This window comes from Saccharibacillus deserti (genome assembly GCF_013618475.1).
Taxonomy (GTDB): domain Bacteria; phylum Bacillota; class Bacilli; order Paenibacillales; family Paenibacillaceae; genus Saccharibacillus; species Saccharibacillus deserti.
On record NZ_JABJVN010000001.1, the window covers coordinates 869,774 to 889,055 of the forward strand.

Annotated in this window: 17 protein-coding genes; 15 read left to right on the top strand and 2 right to left on the bottom strand. The window is 58.4% G+C overall.

Features of this window, described 5'->3' with window-relative positions; all coding sequences use genetic code 11:
* Positions 1–29 precede the first annotated feature (29 nt).
* From HOP44_RS03905 to HOP44_RS03915, 3 genes are all read left to right on the top strand, one after another.
* Positions 30–2,498, top strand: a complete 2,469-nt coding sequence (locus HOP44_RS03905) for a heparinase II/III domain-containing protein (RefSeq protein WP_172250726.1) — start codon at positions 30–32, stop codon at positions 2,496–2,498.
* A 68-nt stretch (positions 2,499–2,566) separates the two neighbouring features.
* Positions 2,567–5,893: an alpha-mannosidase gene (locus HOP44_RS03910; RefSeq protein WP_172250728.1), complete on the top strand. Its 3,327-nt coding sequence runs from the start codon at positions 2,567–2,569 to the stop codon at positions 5,891–5,893.
* A complete protein-coding gene (locus HOP44_RS03915) occupies positions 5,880–7,130 on the top strand; it encodes a glycoside hydrolase family 88 protein (RefSeq protein WP_246369562.1) in 1,251 nt (416 codons plus the stop codon). Before HOP44_RS03910 ends, HOP44_RS03915 begins: the two co-directional genes overlap by 14 nt.
* 341 nt (positions 7,131–7,471) lie before the next feature.
* On the opposite strand, the gene HOP44_RS03920 is transcribed toward HOP44_RS03915, so the two are convergent.
* Entirely contained in the window at positions 7,472–8,272 is an 801-nt protein-coding gene (locus HOP44_RS03920; RefSeq protein WP_172250730.1) for an SDR family oxidoreductase, read from the bottom strand.
* A gap of 242 nt (positions 8,273–8,514) precedes the next feature.
* On the opposite strand from HOP44_RS03920, the gene HOP44_RS03925 reads away from it, so the two are divergent.
* The 9 genes from HOP44_RS03925 (at position 8,515) to HOP44_RS03965 (ending at position 15,578) form a co-directional block, all read left to right on the top strand.
* Positions 8,515–9,759, top strand: a complete 1,245-nt coding sequence (locus HOP44_RS03925) for a DNA polymerase IV (protein WP_246369563.1) — start codon at positions 8,515–8,517, stop codon at positions 9,757–9,759.
* The gene (locus tag HOP44_RS22710; protein WP_246369564.1) at positions 9,756–10,097 is read left to right on the top strand and encodes a hypothetical protein; all 342 of its coding nucleotides are present in this window, start codon (positions 9,756–9,758) and stop codon (positions 10,095–10,097) included. The genes HOP44_RS03925 and HOP44_RS22710 overlap by 4 nt, the downstream gene beginning before the upstream one ends.
* 45 nt (positions 10,098–10,142) lie before the next feature.
* Positions 10,143–10,577 (top strand): YhjD family protein, encoded by a 435-nt coding sequence (locus tag HOP44_RS03935; protein WP_172250732.1) that lies wholly within the window; start codon positions 10,143–10,145, stop codon positions 10,575–10,577.
* Positions 10,578–10,651: 74 nt separating this feature from the next.
* A complete protein-coding gene (locus tag HOP44_RS03940) occupies positions 10,652–11,698 on the top strand; it encodes a phosphotransferase (RefSeq protein ID WP_172250734.1) in 1,047 nt (348 codons plus the stop codon).
* A 185-nt stretch (positions 11,699–11,883) separates the two neighbouring features.
* Positions 11,884–12,402 carry a MarR family transcriptional regulator gene (locus HOP44_RS03945; RefSeq protein ID WP_172250736.1) on the top strand — a complete coding sequence of 173 codons (519 nt, stop codon included), beginning with the start codon at positions 11,884–11,886 and terminating at the stop codon, positions 12,400–12,402.
* A gap of 286 nt (positions 12,403–12,688) precedes the next feature.
* A complete protein-coding gene (locus HOP44_RS03950; RefSeq protein ID WP_172250738.1) occupies positions 12,689–13,198 on the top strand; it encodes a DUF2243 domain-containing protein in 510 nt (169 codons plus the stop codon).
* 3 nt (positions 13,199–13,201) lie between these two features.
* The gene (locus tag HOP44_RS03955; protein ID WP_246369565.1) at positions 13,202–14,122 is read left to right on the top strand and encodes a cytochrome c oxidase assembly protein; all 921 of its coding nucleotides are present in this window, start codon (positions 13,202–13,204) and stop codon (positions 14,120–14,122) included.
* A 74-nt stretch (positions 14,123–14,196) separates the two neighbouring features.
* On the top strand, positions 14,197–14,823 hold the full coding sequence (locus HOP44_RS03960; protein WP_172250740.1) for a DUF4241 domain-containing protein: 627 nt from the start codon (positions 14,197–14,199) through the stop codon (positions 14,821–14,823).
* 176 nt (positions 14,824–14,999) lie between these two features.
* Positions 15,000–15,578, top strand: coding sequence for a hypothetical protein (locus tag HOP44_RS03965; protein ID WP_172250742.1), 579 nt, complete (start codon positions 15,000–15,002; stop codon positions 15,576–15,578).
* Positions 15,579–15,652: 74 nt separating this feature from the next.
* Here the strand turns inward: HOP44_RS03965 and HOP44_RS03970 are convergent, their stop codons facing one another.
* On the bottom strand, positions 15,653–16,573 hold the full coding sequence (locus HOP44_RS03970; RefSeq protein ID WP_172250744.1) for a DMT family transporter: 921 nt from the start codon (positions 16,571–16,573) through the stop codon (positions 15,653–15,655).
* A gap of 144 nt (positions 16,574–16,717) precedes the next feature.
* Between HOP44_RS03970 and HOP44_RS03975 the strand changes: the two genes are divergently transcribed.
* The 3 genes from HOP44_RS03975 (at position 16,718) to HOP44_RS03985 (ending at position 19,131) form a co-directional block, all read left to right on the top strand.
* Entirely contained in the window at positions 16,718–17,608 is an 891-nt protein-coding gene (locus HOP44_RS03975; RefSeq protein ID WP_172250746.1) for a LysR family transcriptional regulator, read from the top strand.
* A gap of 39 nt (positions 17,609–17,647) precedes the next feature.
* On the top strand, positions 17,648–17,995 hold the full coding sequence (locus HOP44_RS03980; protein WP_172250748.1) for an Imm51 family immunity protein: 348 nt from the start codon (positions 17,648–17,650) through the stop codon (positions 17,993–17,995).
* A gap of 245 nt (positions 17,996–18,240) precedes the next feature.
* On the top strand, positions 18,241–19,131 hold the full coding sequence (locus HOP44_RS03985) for a DUF6612 family protein (protein ID WP_172250750.1): 891 nt from the start codon (positions 18,241–18,243) through the stop codon (positions 19,129–19,131).
* Positions 19,132–19,282 lie beyond the last annotated feature (151 nt).

Here is a 19,282-nt window from a genome sequence, read left to right on the forward strand (position 1 = left end):
CACCGGAGCCGCTTGCGGGAGGACGGAATATGCTCGTATACGATGAAAAGACGCTTGAACGGACAAGGCGGCTGATCGCTTCGGAACCTTCGGTAAAGCGGGGCTGGGCGGCCTTTGCGGCCGACAGGTCCGCGCGCGGCGGCAGATGGCTGGAGGAAGCGCGTCAGCGGATCGCCCTGCTGCGCGAACGCTGGCTGACGTATGGAGGCAGCAAACGGTTTACGCTCGGCAACGAAGTGCGGGAGCTAGCCAAGGAAGCGCAGAACCTGGCTTTTTATGCCCGGGTGGAAGGCTGCGGAGCGGCAGAACCGATTGTGCGCGGACTGATCGCGCTGCTCGGCGAAGAAGAAAGCTGGGTTTACCAGAGCGGCGGAGGCCGGCATTCCGATCTGTGGACGGCGGATATCGGCGTCTATCTCTCGTCGGCGTACGACGCGGTCAAGGAGTCGTGCAGCTTGCAGGAGCGCGAAGCGATCGAAGAGATGCTGTACCGCAAAGCGTACCTGCCGCTGTACGGCGACTGGCTGCATCCTCTTCGCAGGATTCATGCGCTCGATACGATGGGCCATAACTGGTGGATCGTCTGCGTATCCGCGGCGGGTCTGCTGCTGCTGACGATTCGGGGCCGGGTTCCGCACGCGGAGGAAGCGCTGCATACGATTACGGAAGGCATCCGCGAATGGTTTGCGTATCCGGGCAATGTGCTGCAGAACAAACAGGCCAATTTCGGTGCGGACGGCGAATATATCGAGACGATGGGCTATCTGGATTATGCGCTGGGCAATTTCCTGGTCTTCGAAGCGGCTTACCGGCGGCAGACGGGAGATGCTTCGCTCGGAAGCCTGCCAGTACTGGCCCGGATTCCGGATGTTTATATGCAGACGCTGTATTGGAAAAAAGCGGAGGAGCAAAGCGCGGCGGGCAAAGAGGTTACGGGAAACGTCGGCACTTTTCATTTCGGTGACGAAGGCGACCGCAGAAAGCATGCCTATGTCTGGCTGGAATTGGCCGACCGCTACCGGCATGGCGGGCTGCTGGGATTGTTCAACGATCTCAAAAGCGATCCGTCCGAGGCGGCGGAGTTTGCCTGCTATCCGGAAGGGCTGGCCGCGGACAAGCCTGTGACCGGCGATGAAGAAGGCATCACCGTATTCGCCCATTCGGGCTGCGGCTTCGTCCGCTGGAAGAGCGGCCAAGAGCAGGCGGTGCTGGCGGTCAAGACGGGAGAAAGCTGGAACCACAATCATCTGGACGCCGGTACGTTCATTCTGACTCTCGGCGGGCGCATCTTTGTCGACGATTCCGGACACTGCGCCTACTCCAAACCGCTGTACAACGCCTATTACAGACAGTCGACCGCCCATAACGTCGTCCTGCTGGACGGCCGGGGCCAGGCGCCGGGACTGATCGAGGAAGGGACCAAATTTCCCGGCTCGCTGCCCGATCGCTTGGACATGCCGGGTTACAAGTATCTGCTTGCGGACTGTACAGGGCCTTATTCCGGATTGTACCGAAGATTCTACCGGCACTTTCTCTGCCTGGACGGAGCGATGATTCTTGTCGACGACCTGCAGTCGGAACGCGGCGGAACATTCGAATGGCTGCTGCATATGCCGGCCGGACTGAAGATCGGGCAGGGCAGGGCGGAGCCGTATTTGTCCGTGCGCAGCGAAGAGCGCGAGATGCGGGTGATGCACCCTTTTCCTCAGAAAAAAGAATACGTACAGGCTCGAGGATACCTGCATGCGAAGCTTCGCGGCAGCGGAGAGGAAGATGTATTTCCCCAAGCGGATTATGCCAAGATTCGTTCCGCGTCGGTGGATGGACGAATCAAGTGGGTCAGTGTGTTTCTGCTGCCGGCTGCGGGAGAGTTCTGGACAAGCGTACAGCGGCTGGACGAAGCGGACTACGGTGCAGGGGCGCCGACGCCGAACGCGCCGCTGCCGCGGGGCGGCGGAAGCGCCGCGTCAGCGGAAAGTTCCTCCGACGGCGAAGACATCCAGGCGCTTCGCTTGAACCGCCCGGATAGAGGAAGCCTCGATCTGTTCGTCAATCCCCGGGCCGACGGCCGGGTGATGCACGACAATTCCCACGCGGTCTTCGGCGAACTTGAGACCGATGCGTTCCTGAGTACGCTCTCTCGAGATGCGTCCGGACGCATCTGCCGGGTTACTCTGCATAACGGCAGCTATCTCAAGCTGGGCGGACAGTGTCTGTTCAGTTCGCTGCTCAAAGCCGGCGCCGCGCTGGATTACGAGAACGGGCTGCATGCGGAAGTGTCGCTGTCCGCGGATGCCTGGTGTTATTTTGCGCCTGCCGCACCCAAGCCCGGCACGCCCGATCTTTCCGGTACCGAGGCGGCGCTGCCGTTTGACGCGCAAGAGCGGGCCCGCGGCGCGGGACTGCGTTTCGATCCCGATTCGGGACTGTGGAAACGCCGGATGGAAGCGGGGCAAAGCGGGTTCCGTCTGGTCTTCGACCTTCCATACGGCCTCTGACGGAATGTAGCTACCTTGAACCTGCCGCTCCAGCAGGCCCTTACTTCAATCGAACGGAGGTTTATTCGATGTTCAAAACCGAAGAAAAATGCAAAGCGCGTCTGGACGAACTGGAGACGCTCCGGCATCGCGTCGTACACGCGTTCGGAGAGCTGGAAGTTCTGCCGGACGAAGCGGGCGAGATCGCCGCTGCGCCGCCGTCCGCCGATACGGCGGGCTGGACAGGGATGCCGATCGGCAGCCGCTGGACCGGACGCGACCGCTATCTGTGGCTGCGCCTGGACGTTCGGCTGCCCGAGCTGGTCCCGGGGCACCGGCTCGTCGGATTGTTCGATTTCGGTCTGACGCCGCACGGGAACAGCAGGGGCTTCGAATCTTTGCTGTTCGTAAACGGCCGGCCGCGCCAGGGGGTCGATTCCAATCACCGGGAAGTGTTTCTGGACGATCTGGCCGGACAGACGGCGCAGCTGCATTTCCGGCTGTGGTCGGGACTTGAAGGAGGCGGTCCGCGCACCGAGCAGGAGCATTCGCTGGCCCGGGCGGACCTCTCCCTGCTGCATGAAGAAACGGACGATCTGTATTATACCGGCCGTGCGGTACTGGAGACCGTGCACGTACTCGGCGATACCCGGGCCGAGCGCCACGATCTGCTGCTTGCGCTGGACCGCTCGCTGAGCCGGCTCGATTGGTCCCGGCCGGGTTCCGAAGCTTTTCGGGCTTCGATTGGGCTAGCGCTCGCGGAATTGAAGCGCCGGCTTGTCGCCCTGCGCGCGGATTATCCGCAGCCGGCCGATCCCGTTACCGTGCGCTGCATCGGGCATACGCATATCGACGTGGCCTGGCTGTGGCGTCTGCGCCATACGCGGGAGAAAGCGGCCCGGTCTTTTTCGACGGTGCTTGCGCTGATGGAGCAGTACCCGGACTATGTGTTTCTGCAGACCCAACCCCAGCTCTACGCCTATATCAAGCAGGATTATCCGCAGCTGTACGAACGAATCCGGGAAAAGGTGCGGGAAGGACGCTGGGAAGCCGGAGGCGCCATGTGGCTGGAAGCGGACTGCAATCTGACTTCGGGCGAGTCGCTGGTGCGGCAGATCCTGCACGGGACCGCTTTTTTCAGGCGAGAATTTCAAACGGAAAACCGTTATCTGTGGCTGCCCGACGTGTTCGGTTACAGCTGGGCGCTGCCGCAGATTCTGCGCAAGTGCGGGATTACGTCGTTCATGACGACCAAGATCAGCTGGAGCCAGTACAACCGGATGCCGCATGATACGTTCGTCTGGCGCGGGATCGACGGTTCCGAAGTGCTGACCCATTTTATTACGACGCCCGAAATCGAGTTTCCGCAGGAAAGCTATTATACCTATAACGGATATGTCGTGCCGGAGACGGTGCAGGGGATCTGGGAGCAGTATCGGGACCGGCCGATGAATCGCGAACTGCTGCTCTGCTACGGCTACGGCGACGGAGGAGGCGGCGTGAACCGCGACATGCTGGAGATGCGGCGCAGGCTTGAACATATGCCGGGCCTGCCGAGAACCGTCACGGGACGGGCGGACGAATATTTCGAGCGTCTGGAGCGCACGGCGGCGGAGACCGAAGCGTACGTGCATACGTGGGACGGCGAGCTGTATCTGGAAAATCACCGGGGAACGTATACGAGCCAGGCCTGGATCAAAAAAGCGAACCGGCACCTGGAGCTTGCGCTGCGGCGTTCGGAGATGCTGTCCATCGCAGCCGACAGGCTGGGCGCGGACGCTTCCCGGGGCGATGGGCGGCAGATTGCCGAAGCGTGGGAAATCGCGCTGCGCAACCAGTTTCACGATATCATTCCGGGATCGTCGATCGCGGAAGTGTACAACGATGCCAAAGAAGAATATCGGGAAGCGGAGCGGCTGACGCATTCGGCGCAGCAGGCGGCGATTGAGGTTCTGCTGGATGCCGGAGCGGACAATACGGACGGCGATACGGCAAAAAGAACCGCATACCCGGGTACGCTGCGCTTTACGCTGTTCAACGATTCTTCCTGGCCAAGCGAAGGTTTGGCGGAGATTGCAGACCCCGAAGCCGAAGCAGGCTTGGCAGCGCGGGGGCAGTGGCGCACGCAGGACGGACGCAGGCTGGACGCCCAGCGAAGCGGCTCGGGCTGGTTGGTGGAGACCGGCGGCGTGCTTCCGCTCGGGTTTGCGGAGATTGTCTTCGAGCCGTCCGGGGAGCAGGCGCCGATCGACAGCGCCGGAGGAGAAAAGGAAAATGCGGAGCAGGCGGAGAACGGATTCGTTTGGGCGGACGGCTGCCTGGAGACGCCGTTTTATCTCGTCGAATGGGACGAAGCGGGACGCCTGCGGCGTCTGTATGACCGCGAACACCGGCGCGAGGTGCTGGCTGCGGGCCAGGCGGGCAATGTGCTTCAGGTATTCGAAGACAAGCCGCTGCAGTTCGACGCGTGGAATATCGATCTTTTTTATACGGAAAAAATGCGGACGGTCGACGACCTTCAATCCAGGCGTCTAAAAGAAAACGGACCGCTGCGGGTATCGGTCGAATTCGAATGGATCTATGGCGATTCGAAGATTCGTCAGGAAGTGCGCTTGTACCGCCGCAGTCGAAGAATCGATTTTGTGACCGAAGTCGATTGGAGAGAACGCCGCCAACTGCTCAAAGCCGCTTTTCCCGTCGATATCCGCGCCGCCGAAGCTTCCTACGAGATCCAGTTCGGCAGCGTCCGCCGCCCGACCCATTGGAATACGAGCTGGGATTACGCCCGGTTCGAGACGGTGGGCCATCAGTGGGCGGATTTGTCGGAACGGGGCTACGGGGTGAGCCTGCTGAACGACTGCAAATACGGATACGATATCAAAGGAAACACGCTGCGCCTGAGCCTGATCAAATCGGCCGAATATCCCGATCCCGATGCGGATCTGGGCGAGCACGCCTTTACCTATTCGCTGCTTCCCCATGCCGGCGACTGGGCGGAGGGCGCCGCGGCGCAGGAAGCGTGGGATTTGAACAGTCCGCTGTCCGTATGGCCGGGTTCTTCCCGGTTGGCGGGACAGTCTCTGCTGCAGTCTTCGGCCGCGCATCTCGCGATCGATGCGATCAAACCGGCAGAAAACGGGGATGGAGCCATCGTACGGGTACACGAATGCGAAGGCCGCAGCGGAGAAACGGAACTGTCTTCAGGTCTGGGCACGGCATCCTGGCAGGAGACCGACCTGCTGGAGCGCCCGATCGCCGAAGAACGAACCGATGCCTGGACCTTTGCCGTCAAACCGTATGAAATCCGGACGTTCCGGGTGCGATTCGGCGGTTCAGCTTCTTCTCAAGCGGAAGATGCGGACAAGAAACGGATGCCCGGCGGGGCAGAAAGAGGGGTTCACCATGAAGCACGATAACACGAACCGTCCCGCGGCATCGGCAATCCGTCCCGCGGCACCCGAAGACTCCTCTTCAGCCGAGCACGGGGAGACGGCACTTGCGGGGCAGTCGTCAGACACCGGCGGAAAGCTCCCGGTGTTCGAGCGGGCCGCCGCGTACGCTTTGCGGCAGATCGATGCCGGATTGGATACATTCGGGCCGTGCGCGTATCCGGCTCCGTCCAGTATAGGTGGCGTGTATCCGGCGATTTCCAATTTCGAATGGACATCGGGTTTCTGGACCGGCATGCTATGGCTGGCCTACGAACTGACCGCAGAACCCAAATACCGCCGGGCGGCCGAAAGCCAGCTGCCGGATTATCGGCTCCGTCTGGATGAACGGATCGGGACGAATACGCACGATCTGGGCTTTTTGTACAGTTTGTCCGCGGTAAACGAATACCGGATTACCGGAAATCCCAAAGCCCGGGAAGCCGGCCTGATCGCCGCGGATCTGCTGGCCGGGCGCTATCTGCCGCAGGCCGGCATTATCCAGGCCTGGGGAGATCTGAACGATCCGTCCGAGCGCGGGCGCATGATTATCGACTGCCTGCTGAATCTGCCGCTGCTGTACTGGGCCGGCGCGGAAACGGGCGATCCCCGTTATGCGCAGTATGCGCTCAGCCATGCGAGGCAGTCGGCCCGCTATCTGGTCCGTCCCGACCGTACGACCTATCACACGTATTATATGGATGCCGAGACCGGCAGGCCGAAGTTCGGCACGACCCATCAGGGTCATGCCGACGACTCGTGTTGGGCAAGAGGCCAGGCTTGGGGGATTTACGGGTTCATGCTCAGCGACCGGTATGCCGGCGGATCGGAATTCCGCGAGACCGCGCAGTCTCTGGCCGATTATTTCGCGGAAAGAACACCCGAAGACGGAGTGGTGTACTGGGATCTGGCGTTCAAGGAAGGCCGCGAACAGGAACGGGATTCTTCCGCTTCGGCGGTAGCCGCCTGCGGCCTGCTGGAGCTTGCGCGCCGTCTTCCGCCCGGCAGCTCGCAGAGCCGCAGCGCCGAGCGCCGGGCGCTCGATATCCTGGCCGCGCTGGACGCCGACTATACGACGCGCGATCTTCCGGGATCGAACGGCATCCTCAAACACGGCGTATACAACAAGCCCCGCGGGATCGGGATCGACGAGTGCACGATCTGGGGCGACTATTATTATTTCGAAGCGCTGGTCCGGGTACTGAAGCCGGATTGGCAGCCCTGATTGGGAGATCCGAAGTTCCCGGCTTTCTTGCGGTGCTGCGGTCGGGAAGCGGGCGCGGCGGAAACGGCGGGGCGGGAAAGCCGACAGGCGCAGAAAAGGCGCAACGGCTGCACGAGAAAAAAGGTTTGCGAAAAGGGGCCATGCTGCCCAGACAAAATCGACTTATGCTATCTTTGACAACCGGCACACTGCTGCTCGGGAAGCAAAGAATGAATCAACGTGTTTCCGAAACGTACACGAACGAATAAAAAAAGGAAGCCCAAGCTCGAGCGCGGCTCGGTTTGTGCTTCCTTTGTTGTTATGGCTTCGAATCCGAAAGCAGATGCTCGAAGAGACGCTGTTCAGATCTTCTGTTCCCACAGCTTCGCTTGGTACTCTTTGACCTGCTGTTCGGAAGCTTCCGGCCAAACGGTACGGAATTCATGCTTGTCCTGCGGAATAATCTCGACCATCTTGTCGATCATATCCTGCGGATCGAACTGCTGGGCCAGCATCTGCTCGCCCTTGAGCAGATCCGAGCGTTTGGTAAAGTTCTTTTTCTCGTCGTACCATTTTTCTTTTTCCTCGAACATCATGTCGTTGAAGCCCGTCTTGTACGGACCCGGATTGATCGTGGCCACCTGCACGCCGTAATCTTCGAGTTCCTGCTGCAGAGCCTGTGCCAAGGCTTCGAGGGCATGTTTGGAAGCGCAGTACGGGCCGAGAAACGGATTGACGCTCAAACCGGCGATCGAACTGGTGAATACAATCTTGCCTTTCTTTTTGGCCACGAATTTGCGGGCTGCGATCTGCGCAAGTTCGATAGCGCTGAAGAAGTTCGTTTCGAACACCTGTCTGACATTGTCCACAGGCACTTCCGCAAACGGTCCGGTATGACCGATCGCGGCGTTGCTGACGAAAATATCGAAGTCATGCCCGTTCACCTGCGCGCGGTCGAGCGGATTATTGACGTCGAGCTTGAAAACTTCGATGTCGAGTCCTTCGGAACGGGCGTATTCGCGGAATTCGGGCACCTGCGAGATCGTCTCTACGGTTGCAATCACCCGGTGTCCGGCGCGCGCCAGGCCGATCGCGGTTCCTTTGCCGAGACCGCTGCCCGCGCCGGTGATGAATATCGTTTTTTTGTTCGAAAAAATTGCCATGTCCTTATCCTCCTTCATCGTTCTTCCGAAATGGGATGGTTGAAATCGAACCTTGTGTCGCGATCGAAGCGAAAGCGAATCTTTGAACTTTTACCCGGCATCGGAATTACGAATCAGGACCGCTGCCGAAAAAAGAACGGAAAACTTGTTTACGGAACGTGTGTTCGGTGTATAATAAAAGTAAAACGACGGGGCGGACGGAAGGCCCGGATGCCAACCGTCGACAGATCGGAGGAAACCGTTTGGCAGCGAATCGCATCGTCATGCTGGTGGACATGGAAAGTTTCTACGCGGGGGTCGAGAAGGCCGGGAATCCCGCACTTCGGAAAGTCCCGCTCGCGGTAGTCGGAGACCCCGAGGTGCCTTCAAGCGCGGTACTTGCGGCTTGTCCTATTGCCAAAAGGTATGATATTCGTACGGGAGAACGGCTGGATGCGGCGCTCGCCAAATGCCCGGCACTGACGGCGGTTCGCCCGAGGATGCTTGCCTACATCGAGGTGTCGGCGCAAATCGCGGGCATTCTCGAAGCGTATACCGATTTGGTCGAACCGTATTCAATCGACGAAATGTTTGCGGACGTAACCGGATCGCTGCATCTGTACGGGGGCGATCCGCAGGAGCTGGCGCGGTTGATCCAGAGCCGTATTGCGATCGAAACGGGAGTTCGGGCGAGATTTGGCATCGGCGGCAACAAGGTCCGCGCCAAGCTCGCCTGCGATCTGGTCGCCAAGCGAACCGGCGAAGGCATTTTCTTTTTACATAAGCAGGAAGACTGGGAGCAGCGGATCTGGAGCGAACCGGTTCGCCGGATGTGGGGCGTAGGCGGCAGGATGGAGAAACATCTGCGCAGCCTGCGGATTTTGACGATCGGCGATCTGGCCCGGACGCCGCCCGACAAGCTGCAGAGCCGCTGGGGCGTCAACGGGGAAGTACTGTGGAGAATCGCGAACGGACAAGACGATTCGCCCGTGTCTCCCTGGACGGCGAGAGAACAAAAAGAGATCGGAACGACGATCACGCTTCCCCGCGCTTACCGTCTGCAGAGCGAAATCGAAACGGTGCTGCTCGATTTGTGCACCGAGATCGGACGCCGGGCAAGGAGGATGCGCCGGATGGGCGAAGTCGTCTCCGTCGGCGCGGGAGGCGAAGGCGGCAGGCACGAAAGCCGGGGATTCCGTCTGCGAGCCGCCCTGCCCGACCCCAGCGATATGACTTCGGAGCTCTTCGAGACGGCGCGCCGCCTGTTCCGCGAAGGTTGGGACGGCTGGCCGGTGAAGCGGCTCAGTCTGTCGCTGTCCCGGCTCGGTTCTTCGGAGGTTTATCAGCCTTCGCTGTTCGAAGACCGGGCGCGCCAGCGCGCGATTGACCGCGTCATGGACGAAATCAAAGACCGTTTCGGCGAGACGGCTATTGCCAGAGGGCGTTCGTTTACGGACGAAAGCCGGTCCAAAGACCGCGCGGACAAGATCGGAGGACATTACAAATGACCAGGAAACTCGAAGGCAACGGACTGTGGGAATCGAGCCGGATGATCCTGCCGCAGTACCGGGAACGAATCGTGCGGGCGGCGGCGGAGAGGGACGCGGAACCGGAAGCCGCGGTACACGAAGACCGGCTGGAAGAAATCGCGGAAGCGGTCAAGCGTTCGCTGGCGCTTGGACTGACCGTGCGATTGGAACTTCGCCAAGAAGAGGGACATGGAGCGGAAGGGATCGTGGTCGACGCCAGCCCGCTTCAAGGCATGCTGAGGCTGCGGCAGGAGTCCGGCAAGGTTCGCCGGATCGCTTACCGCCATATCACGGGCGCGTCGCTAAAAGAATGTTGAACCGGACGGGGTCCGCGGCGAATCGGGCAAAAAGGAGTGCTGGCCATGCGAGCGACGGAAGAAGATTTTGCCCTGATCCGGGCGATGCTCGAACTGCCTTACCTGATCAAAGTGCTGGATGCCGATATGAAGCGGATCGAATCTTCCCCGCTGCGCACGAAAAAGGCGCTGCTCAGGCAGATGGACCGCCTGCGGGAAGAAACGCGGCTGGAGATGCGCGAACTGCGCCACTCGCTTCGCGTCCGCGGGATCAAGATCGTGAAGCAGGATCGGCAGGAAGATCGCTTGTGCGCCGATTATGTATGCCGCGGGCATCATGACCGGATGCTGTTGATGTGGAGCCGGATCAAGGCGGATGTGGAAGAAATCGCGGAAGAGTGTCTGGAGGTGAGGGCGCCGAGCGGCTTCGCCGGGCGAATCCGTACGGCAGTTCCGGCGCATTCGGAGCTGGCGGGACCTGCGCAGCGGCAAGGCGAATGAATCTCGGCCGCCGTCTTCCTTTTGCCGGACGCGTCCCGTTATAATAAGAAGAAAACGCGACGGGAGAGGTTGGCATGGGGGGCACGGCAGGAGGAACGGCAAACGGAGTATTGGAGCAGGCGGTGAGAACGTATTGGCCGAACTATTCGGGAATTCCGGAAGCGGGGGCAAAAGGATGGAACAATACGACGCGGTTTGTGAAGCACGAAGGAAGCAAATACGTGCTGCGCGTCTACGAGACCCATCGCGAACCCGACCGGATTCTGTTCGAACACGAAGTGCTTCTGCATCTGGCGGAAGCCGGGCTGACGTTCCGGACGCCGGTTCCGCAGTCCGGTCTTGACGGATCGACGCTCGTCCAACTGGAAGACGGAAGCGGCCGCTACGCCTGTTTGTTCGGATATATCGACGGAACGCGCCCGGCGGACGAAGACCGTCGTCCGCTGCGCGCATTCGGCCAAGCGGCGGGTGAACTGTCCGCGGCGCTGTCGCGGATCGAGACCCGGCTGGCCCCGGCTTACCGGCCGTATTATGAGCTGGAACAAGCCTATCCGCTCTGTACGCCGGAACGGGTAGCCGCTTTTGGCTCCGGCTCCGGGCTTCCTGCCGGACTGTCCGGCGTAGAACCGGAACTTGGATATCTGTCCGCCGTCTACCGGGGAATTCTGCAGCAGACGGACAAGCTTCGGCATCTGCCGCATCAGCTTGTCCACGGCGACCTGAATGCTTCGAATATGCTGATTCGGACAGGCGAGCCGGATACAATCGAAGCGCTGCTGGATTTCGAGTTCTGCACGTATGATGTCCGGGCGATGGAAGCGGCCGTTCTGTTGTCGGGGCTGCCCCGATGGGAACGCGGACTGCCCGATCCGATGGCTCTGTGCGGAGACGGGTTCCGCCGGCACGCCCCTTTGGAGGCGGCGGAGATCGAAGCGGTTCCTCTGCTGATGCGGCTGCGCAAAGTGGACGTCTTTTTGCACTTCCTTACCCGGTACTGGGAAGGGACGGACGGCATCGAGGTATTGGGCGAACAGATTCTTTCCTTGTCGGGCGATTTGAAGCGAATGGACGACGAAGAAGCGGAACTGCTGCGAAGACTAACCCGTATTTTGTCCAATTGAGAATAGAGAACCGGCCGGATACCTCGTGTATCTGCCGGTTTTCTTTTATTTTCAACCTATTTTTCCGTAAAGAAGCAAAAAAATTTTTTATATTTCTAGTTGATTATCATTCTCAATTGAGATATATTGGTCACATCGGCAGTTCAAATTCAGTTATCCCATTATATCGGCAAGGAGTGAAAGCGATGGAAACCAGCCTATACCGCCGTCATGCGGCACCGGGGGAATTGTATGCACAGATCCTCGACTTCCTGCACCGGTACGAAAGTCATAGACAAACCGAACCTTCCAGACTTCGCGCCATGATCGAAGACGAGGAAAAAGGCAGCCGGGTCGGCAGCCTCACGGTCGTCAATGCGATCCAATGCATCGGACGGCATGAACCGATCAACGGAACAACCATTGCGGAGAAAATCGGACTTTCGCGCGCGGGCGTAACCAAGATCGGAACCCGTCTGGTACGCGAAGGCCTGGTCAAGCGCGAACGGATGCGTCATAACCGCAAAGAAATCTATTACCGTCTGACGCCGGAAGGCCGTGAACTCTTCGATACCCATCGGCAGCTGCTGGAGAACGAAGAAGAGCGGTTCCGCGTATTCCTCGGCGCTTACAGCGGCGAACAGCTTGCTTTCGTCGGCGAATTTCTGCGGCATGCGGGTGCCGAATTCGAACGTCAGCCGCTGACGGCGGGTGACTCCCGCTGAGTTCGGCGAGTGCAGCCGGAGCAGCGGGAACGAATAGCCCCCGCCTTTTCCATATCTAGAGTAAAAAAACAGCCGTGCAGGACGGAAACGTCTTTGCGGGCTGTTTCTTTGTTCAATAAGTTTGTTCAATTCAAAATAAGAACGAAAACCAAATCCTCGATTTTCGACTCGAAAGCAGCCGGCTTGAATTCGACCTGTCTCGAAAAGGGTATACATAAGTTAGGGCTTTTTTGTCGGCCCACGGCGGCGGTCGCACACAGCGATCCCGACTCAAGGAGGACAAGCCATGACAACCTTTTCGGAGCCTGCGGCAGCCCGTGACAAACGGGAAGCCGTCAGAGGCCATTCCCGCAGCCTATGGTCCGGCATCCTGTTCGGACTCGGCTGCGTCGCTTTTATCGACGAAGTCGTTTTTCACCAACTGCTGCATTGGCATCATTTTTACGACAAATCCACGACCGCCGTCGGACTGGTGTCGGACGGAGTGTTTCACGCGTTCAGCTGGTTCGCTACGGTAGCTTCCTTGTTCATGCTGGCCGATCTGCGCCGCAGGCGTTCCCTGTTTGCCGCGCGCTGGTGGGGAGGCCTGCTGCTGGGCGCGGGGTTCTTCCAACTCTACGACGGCATCGTGCAGCATAAACTGATGGAACTGCATCAGATCCGCTACGGGGTAGATCTGACCGTATACGATTGGACCTGGAACATTGCCGCCGTTGTGCTGCTCGTGGCGGGAGTGACCGCCACGTTTCGCACACGCGGCGAAGCTTCCGCTTCCGGCGGGAAAGACCGGGATTAAGACATGAATCAGCTCGAAGAAAACGTCAATCTGCAAACCGTTCATTCTATGCATGATCACGGTTCGGGAGGCAGCGAATTCGATGCGGGATCCGGAATCCCCGGCGGACTAACGGATATGCTTCCGCTGGTTCTTGCGGCAGTCCTGCCGATCGCCGCGTATCTGACTGCGGTCGTACTCACCAACCGCAGGTATAAGCGCTGGCCGATTCGGCGCTCCCTGCTTGGCTGCACCGGCATTCTTTTATCGGCCGCGGCGATTGCGGGTCCGCTGGCCGAAGCTTCGCATCATAATTTCACGCTGCATATGCTCGGCCATCTGCTGCTCGGAATGCTGGGTCCGCTGCTGATCGTCTTATCCGCACCGGCTGCGCTGCTGCTTCGCTCGCTGCCCCGCAGGCAGGCGCGAATGCTGTCGCTGCTGCTTCGAAGCCGGGCGGCGGCCTTTTTGACTCATCCGATTACGGCGTCCGCGCTGAATATGGGAGGATTGTGGCTGCTTTATGCGACAGGACTGTTCGCAGCCATGCATACGTCGCCGATTCTGTATGCCTTGGTGCATATCCATGTTTTTGCCGCCGGTTATCTGTTCACCGCTGCGCTTATTCCGGTTGACCCCGCCCCGCATCGGCCAAGCTTCCCTCTGCGGGCTGCGGTCATGATCGCGGCGTTTGCTTCACACGGGATTCTGGGCAAGTTCATGTATGCGTATCCGCCGGCGGGTGTCGATCCCGAGGATGCGAAGAGAGGGGCGCAGCTGATGTATTACGGCGGAGACGCCGTCGATCTGCTGCTGATTGTTCTTTTCTGCTCGGCGTGGTACAAACAAAGCGGACGTACCCGTCCTTTCTTTTCCCGCAAGGATTCGAAAGAAAGGATGCAAGCTTCCGTTCAAAAGCCGTCTAAAGAGGGTATACATAGTTGAAACGCTTACGTCCGGACGCCGGCCTTCCGCCGCTTCCGGTATCGCCTATTCCCAAAGAGAGAGGAAGAGATCAAATGTCGAAATTTCTGCAGGATTTGCTGGAACCTACGGGCGGGGCGCTGCGCCCGCAGCCGCTGGAGCCCGTCAAGGTCGTATCGGGACGGATCGTAGCCTGCGACCTGCTGACGTCGCCCGTGGAGGCTTTCGAATACGAAATCGCGCCCGGAACGTATCCGGTATATGCCTGGCACAGCGAACAGGAAGGTACGATTGCAGGCGCGGAGCTTCGTCTGTCCGAGACCAAGCCGGTTCGCTGGGAACTTGCCGTACGTCCGGGGCAGGACAAAGCTTCCCTTAAAGAAGACGAGCTCTTCGGTTATCCGGTCGATGCCGGACTCGGCAGCTTTGCCGATGAAGAAGCGATTCGCGCCGTTGAAGCGCTGGATCAGCGTCTGCAGGAAGAACTTGGAGACGAGTATATCAGTCTGTACGACGATCTCGTAGCCGATGTCCTGGAAGAACACGACGGCGTATGGGGCAATCTGCCTGCGGATGAAGAAAGCGGCCTGAATGTGATCCTGTTTACTTCCGGATATGGAGACGGGTTTTATGCGTCCTACTGGGGACTGGACGAACAGGACAATGTGGTGTCGCTGCTGACGGATTTCCAGGTCGTGACGGACAAAGAAAAAGCGGTTTGAGCTGTGGCAAAATAAAGGAACGACAAAAAGGCAGGCAGCGGAAATAAAAACGCGGCCTGCTTTTTTGCGTCGGTGTGGATTGGCGCTTCCGAACAATCGGCAAATATTCGTGCTATAATGCAGAAAAATTAGGGACAGCCTCGGGCAGCAGGCTTCCGAGCAGGAGGAATAGATCAGTGACAAACGATTCGACCAAACAAGCGGGAACAGGAACAGAAGAAATGGCGGCCAAACTGCATACCCTGCACCGTATAACGCGGCTGCTGGAGCAATCCGGCGTCGATTATGTGATCGGAGGCAGCGGCATGCTCTACGGTCTGGGATTGGTAGACCGTGTACGCGACTGGGATCTGATGACCGACTCCCCGGTATCCGAAGTGCGTGCCGCGCTTGACGGGCTTCGGTTGACCGAAGACTCGGCGCCAAGCGAGCTGTACGGCAGCGGCTGCAAGCTGCGGATCGAAGAAACGGAGCCCGAAGTGGAAGTGATCATCGGTTTTTCCATACGGGCGGAGGCGGGTTTCTGTCGGCTGCCGGCGCGGACGGGAGGGATTTGCGGCGGCCTGCGCATCGCCAGTCCGACCCTCTGGTTTGCGGCTTACGCCTTGATGGGCCGAACCGAGAAGGCGGCGCTGCTCGAAACGTATCTGATGGATCGGGGCGCGGAACGGTCGGCGCTGTCGCATCTGCGCGGAGAGCCTCTGCCCGCGGAGCTGTCGGAGCGGTTAAACCGTCTGCCTTCAAGAGAAGTTTAGATAGGGCCCGAAGCGCGGATCACTTGGGTACGGGGCAGGCGTGATCTTTAGCCCGCCCAGGCCTCCACCTGTTCTCAGAGCCGCCTTGCAATAGAAGAGCCTTCGGCCGCCGGTTCCGGCAGTGGAGACTTGCGGCGGTTAACGAGCCTAATGCTTCCTGCGATCATCAGCAGGCCGATCAGCAGAGTAGCCGTAGCCGATTCGCCCAGCAGTGCAATGCTGAATCCATTGGACAAGACAGGGATCAGAAACGTGTAGGCGCCGACGGTACTGACTTCTCCGGCGTCAATCAGCAGAAAATAAATCATCCATCCCCCGGCGATCACGAATACGGAGATAAACAGCAGAATCAGGATAAAAGAAGGGGACCAAACGATAGCACTCCAGCTTTCCGTACCGGAACCGAGCAGAAGCAGGACAAAGCCGCCGAGCAGCAGCTGCAGGGTAACCGCCCAGATCGAGTCGAGTCGAGGACCCTGTTTCTTCATATATACAGTACCAAGCGCCCAGCACAGCGCCGAAGCCAGTGCCAATGCGATGCCCAGTGGAGACAGATGGCCTTCGAGTCCTCCGAGGCTGATTACGGCGACACCGGCAAAACCGAGCACAAGTCCGGCGGTTTTGAATCGATTCAAGCTTTCTCCAAGCCATAACCGGGAGAAAATGCCCAGCAGAATCGGCTGCAAAAATACGAGCGTGGAAAACAGTCCGGCCGGAAGGTAACCGATGCCAATCGTCTGCAGCCCGTAGTAGCCCACGACGTTAAGAAGAGCTAGCAGAAGATAAGGACCGGCATTTTGTGTCCAGCGAAATGCGCTTATTCGGCGCAAAGCGAATGGCAGCAGAATCAGACCGCCGATCAGTGTACGCAGTCCGGAGAACAGCAGCGGAGGAGTGTGCGGCAGCGCCATTTTGGTCAGCGGCCAATTGATGCCCCAGACGAGTACGAGGAATAACACCATCCCCCAGGTTTGTTTTGGCGAAAAAGTAGGCATGTTCCATCTCCTTTTAGACTTTCGGTGCGCGAAACGGCGGCCAAGCCGGCGGTCCGCGCTTTTTTTTGTAGGCTCACTAAGCGTATACTTAAAACAGATATAAAGAAAATGAATGTTTTGCATAAAGGAGATAACGATAACGTTATGTCTATTACTCAAATCGCGGTATTCGTCCGGGTTGCCGAAACGCTCAGCTTCACCCGAGCGGCAGAGGAACTGCATATGAGCCAGCCTGCCGTCAGCCATGCGATTGCAGCGATCGAGACGGAGCTTGCGACCCGGCTGCTGCTGCGCGATCGTCGGCGTGGCGTAGCCCTGACCGCAATCGGGGAGCAGGTACTGCCCCAATTTCGCGCCATGCTGCAGCGTATGGACAAAGTCCACCAACAGGTCGCCGCAGAAAAAGGGATCGAAACGGGCCGGGTATCGGTTGGGGCTTTTCCTTCGGCGTCCGCCTATTTTTTGCCGACCCTGATCCAGGAAATCCGTGCCCATTATCCGAATCTTCATTTCGATCTGCATGAAGGAACGGCCGACGAGATTCGCGAAGGGCTGCACGAGCGCAAATACGATATCGGATTTGTACTGCTACCGGCGCCGGGACTGGATACCGTACAGCTGGCCGACAGCCGGATGCTTCTGCTGCTGCCCGACAGCCATCCCCTGCTCGTCCAAGAAAAGGTGGCGATTGGTGATTTGGAAGGAGAAGATCTGATCCTCTGCCGGGGAGGCCACGAAGTTGCCGTACTGCACGCCTTTGAGCAGGCCGGGGTTGATGCGCAGATTACGTTTACGACTCAAAATGTGAGTACGATGGTGGGCATGGTCGACCAGAAATTGGGCATCGGGATCGTATCGGAAATGGCTCTGTCCACACATCCGCATACTCTGCAGGTTCGTGATATCGTGCCGCCGATCGTTCGCGGAATCGGCGCCGCTTTGTCTTCGATCGAAGAAGCTTCACCGGCGGTGCGCTTGTTTTTGGAGACAGCGGTCCGTAAATTCGTGCGAACGCATGATCCCGTTTTGCAATGACCCGGAAGCGTTTCATCCAGGCTTGAGGAGGCAAATACAATGACGGAGAATCAGCGGAATACAGAACCTTTCACACGGGTTACGCATGGCGAGATCCAGGCTTCGGTAATTCTGGAGGCGGGCTCCTACAAGAACGAATGGTTTGAAAGGCGGGCGGAAGAAGGGGTCACGGGCAGCGGGTCCGATTGGGCGTCACTGGCGGACGTTTTTTTGCAGGAGAAAATGCCCCATCTGGACGGAATCGTCAAATTCGACCCGGAGAGCAGTATGTTTGCCGCTTATTCGGGTGATCCCGAATCGTTGAGATTGTTCATCTACGGGTTCAAGGATGCGTGCGAAGACGATGTCCTGATTCGAAGTTTGTTTTCACGGGCAATATTGGACTGAAGGTTGAGCCGCCCGGGACAAACCCGGTACAAGCGGAGTCTTAATCCGTGTTTGTATGAGAAAAGTCCCGCGTACACAATTCGTTCAAATGTCCGTTGCCGTTTGGCAGCCGTCTTGATAGGATAGGAAAGCTTGGTTTTAAGCTCTTTTTGGGCGTATAGGATCAAAATTGCGTTGCAAAAAGCCTTTTGGTTTAATAACCCAAAGAGACCAACAAACAGAAATACATACAGGAGGGGTACATAATGAAGAAACTTTGGACGGCCGCATTTTCGGCCATGATCGTCGCTAGCCTGGCGGCATGCGGAAACAATGAGGAAAAAGCCGCCGAACCGGCAGCTGCTCCGGCGGAGACGCCGGCAGCGGAAACACCTGCAGCGGAAACACCCGCCGCAGAAACGCCTGCAGCCGAAACAGCCGGCGTTCCGACAGCGGAAGAGCTGCTCAATAAAGCCCAGGAAGCCAGCAAAGAACTGAAAAGCTACAACATGGTAGCCGACGTCGATCAAAGCTACACCCTGAACGGCGAAGAAACGGTTTCCAAAACATCGATGAATACGGATATGATTGTCGATCCGATCAGCGCTTATCAGCAAATCACGACTGAAAGCGCGGGAACAAAAAGCGAAATCAAACAGTACATTACGAAAGACGCGATCTATACGGGCATGGACGACCAGTGGACAAAGCTGCCGGAAGAAAACCGTGAACAGGTAATGGCTTCGCTGGAAAGCACAGCCAACCTGGAAAATTCGTTTGAGCAGTTCAAGTCGGTTGCCGAAGATATGAAAGTGACCGAAGAAGGCGACGATTATATCCTGACCGCGAATCTGTCGGGCGACAAGATCAAATCGATGGCTTCGAAAGTACTGGGTCAATCCGGTACGGACGAAGAGTCGGCCGCCGCTCTGGATCAGATGAATATCGAAGAAATGAAGTTGACGTATGCCGTAAACAAAGAAACTTCTTATCCGACCCAATCGGTTGTCGACATGACAATGTCGATGAACGGCGATGCGGGCGAAGGTACGGAGATGAATATGAGCATGCATATGGTTATGGACAGCACAATTTCCAAGCACAACGAGATTAAAGCGATTGAAATTCCGAAAGAAGTTGTCGACGGCGCCCAATAACGGGACGTTTCGCCGCTTTTTCCGGGTCGGACCGGCCGCGCGTCAAACGCGGCCGGTTTTTTTGTGCGTACCCGGGGCTTTGGGCACATGAATATCTTCCCACGGTGTAGGTTATCGGATATGCTAGAAAAAAGAAAGAATCGTGCGGCCA

What these genes read in the sequence shown, in the direction of transcription:
- HOP44_RS03940 (WP_172250734.1), top strand. Translation starts at nt 10,652, where the DNA reads ATGGGGGGCACGGCAGGAGGAACGGCAAACGGAGTATTGGAGCAGGCG.
- HOP44_RS03910 (WP_172250728.1), top strand. Translation starts at nt 2,567, where the DNA reads ATGTTCAAAACCGAAGAAAAATGCAAAGCGCGTCTGGACGAACTGGAG.
- HOP44_RS03915 (WP_246369562.1), top strand. Translation starts at nt 5,880, where the DNA reads ATGAAGCACGATAACACGAACCGTCCCGCGGCATCGGCAATCCGTCCC.
- HOP44_RS03935 (WP_172250732.1), top strand. Translation starts at nt 10,143, where the DNA reads ATGCGAGCGACGGAAGAAGATTTTGCCCTGATCCGGGCGATGCTCGAA.
- HOP44_RS03975 (WP_172250746.1), top strand. Translation starts at nt 16,718, where the DNA reads ATGTCTATTACTCAAATCGCGGTATTCGTCCGGGTTGCCGAAACGCTC.
- HOP44_RS03950 (WP_172250738.1), top strand. Translation starts at nt 12,689, where the DNA reads ATGACAACCTTTTCGGAGCCTGCGGCAGCCCGTGACAAACGGGAAGCC.
- HOP44_RS03985 (WP_172250750.1), top strand. Translation starts at nt 18,241, where the DNA reads ATGAAGAAACTTTGGACGGCCGCATTTTCGGCCATGATCGTCGCTAGC.
- HOP44_RS22710 (WP_246369564.1), top strand. Translation starts at nt 9,756, where the DNA reads ATGACCAGGAAACTCGAAGGCAACGGACTGTGGGAATCGAGCCGGATG.
- HOP44_RS03955 (WP_246369565.1), top strand. Translation starts at nt 13,202, where the DNA reads ATGAATCAGCTCGAAGAAAACGTCAATCTGCAAACCGTTCATTCTATG.
- HOP44_RS03970 (WP_172250744.1), bottom strand. Translation starts at nt 16,573, where the DNA reads ATGCCTACTTTTTCGCCAAAACAAACCTGGGGGATGGTGTTATTCCTC.
- HOP44_RS03905 (WP_172250726.1), top strand. Translation starts at nt 30, where the DNA reads ATGCTCGTATACGATGAAAAGACGCTTGAACGGACAAGGCGGCTGATC.
- HOP44_RS03945 (WP_172250736.1), top strand. Translation starts at nt 11,884, where the DNA reads ATGGAAACCAGCCTATACCGCCGTCATGCGGCACCGGGGGAATTGTAT.
- HOP44_RS03960 (WP_172250740.1), top strand. Translation starts at nt 14,197, where the DNA reads ATGTCGAAATTTCTGCAGGATTTGCTGGAACCTACGGGCGGGGCGCTG.
- HOP44_RS03920 (WP_172250730.1), bottom strand. Translation starts at nt 8,272, where the DNA reads ATGGCAATTTTTTCGAACAAAAAAACGATATTCATCACCGGCGCGGGC.
- HOP44_RS03980 (WP_172250748.1), top strand. Translation starts at nt 17,648, where the DNA reads ATGACGGAGAATCAGCGGAATACAGAACCTTTCACACGGGTTACGCAT.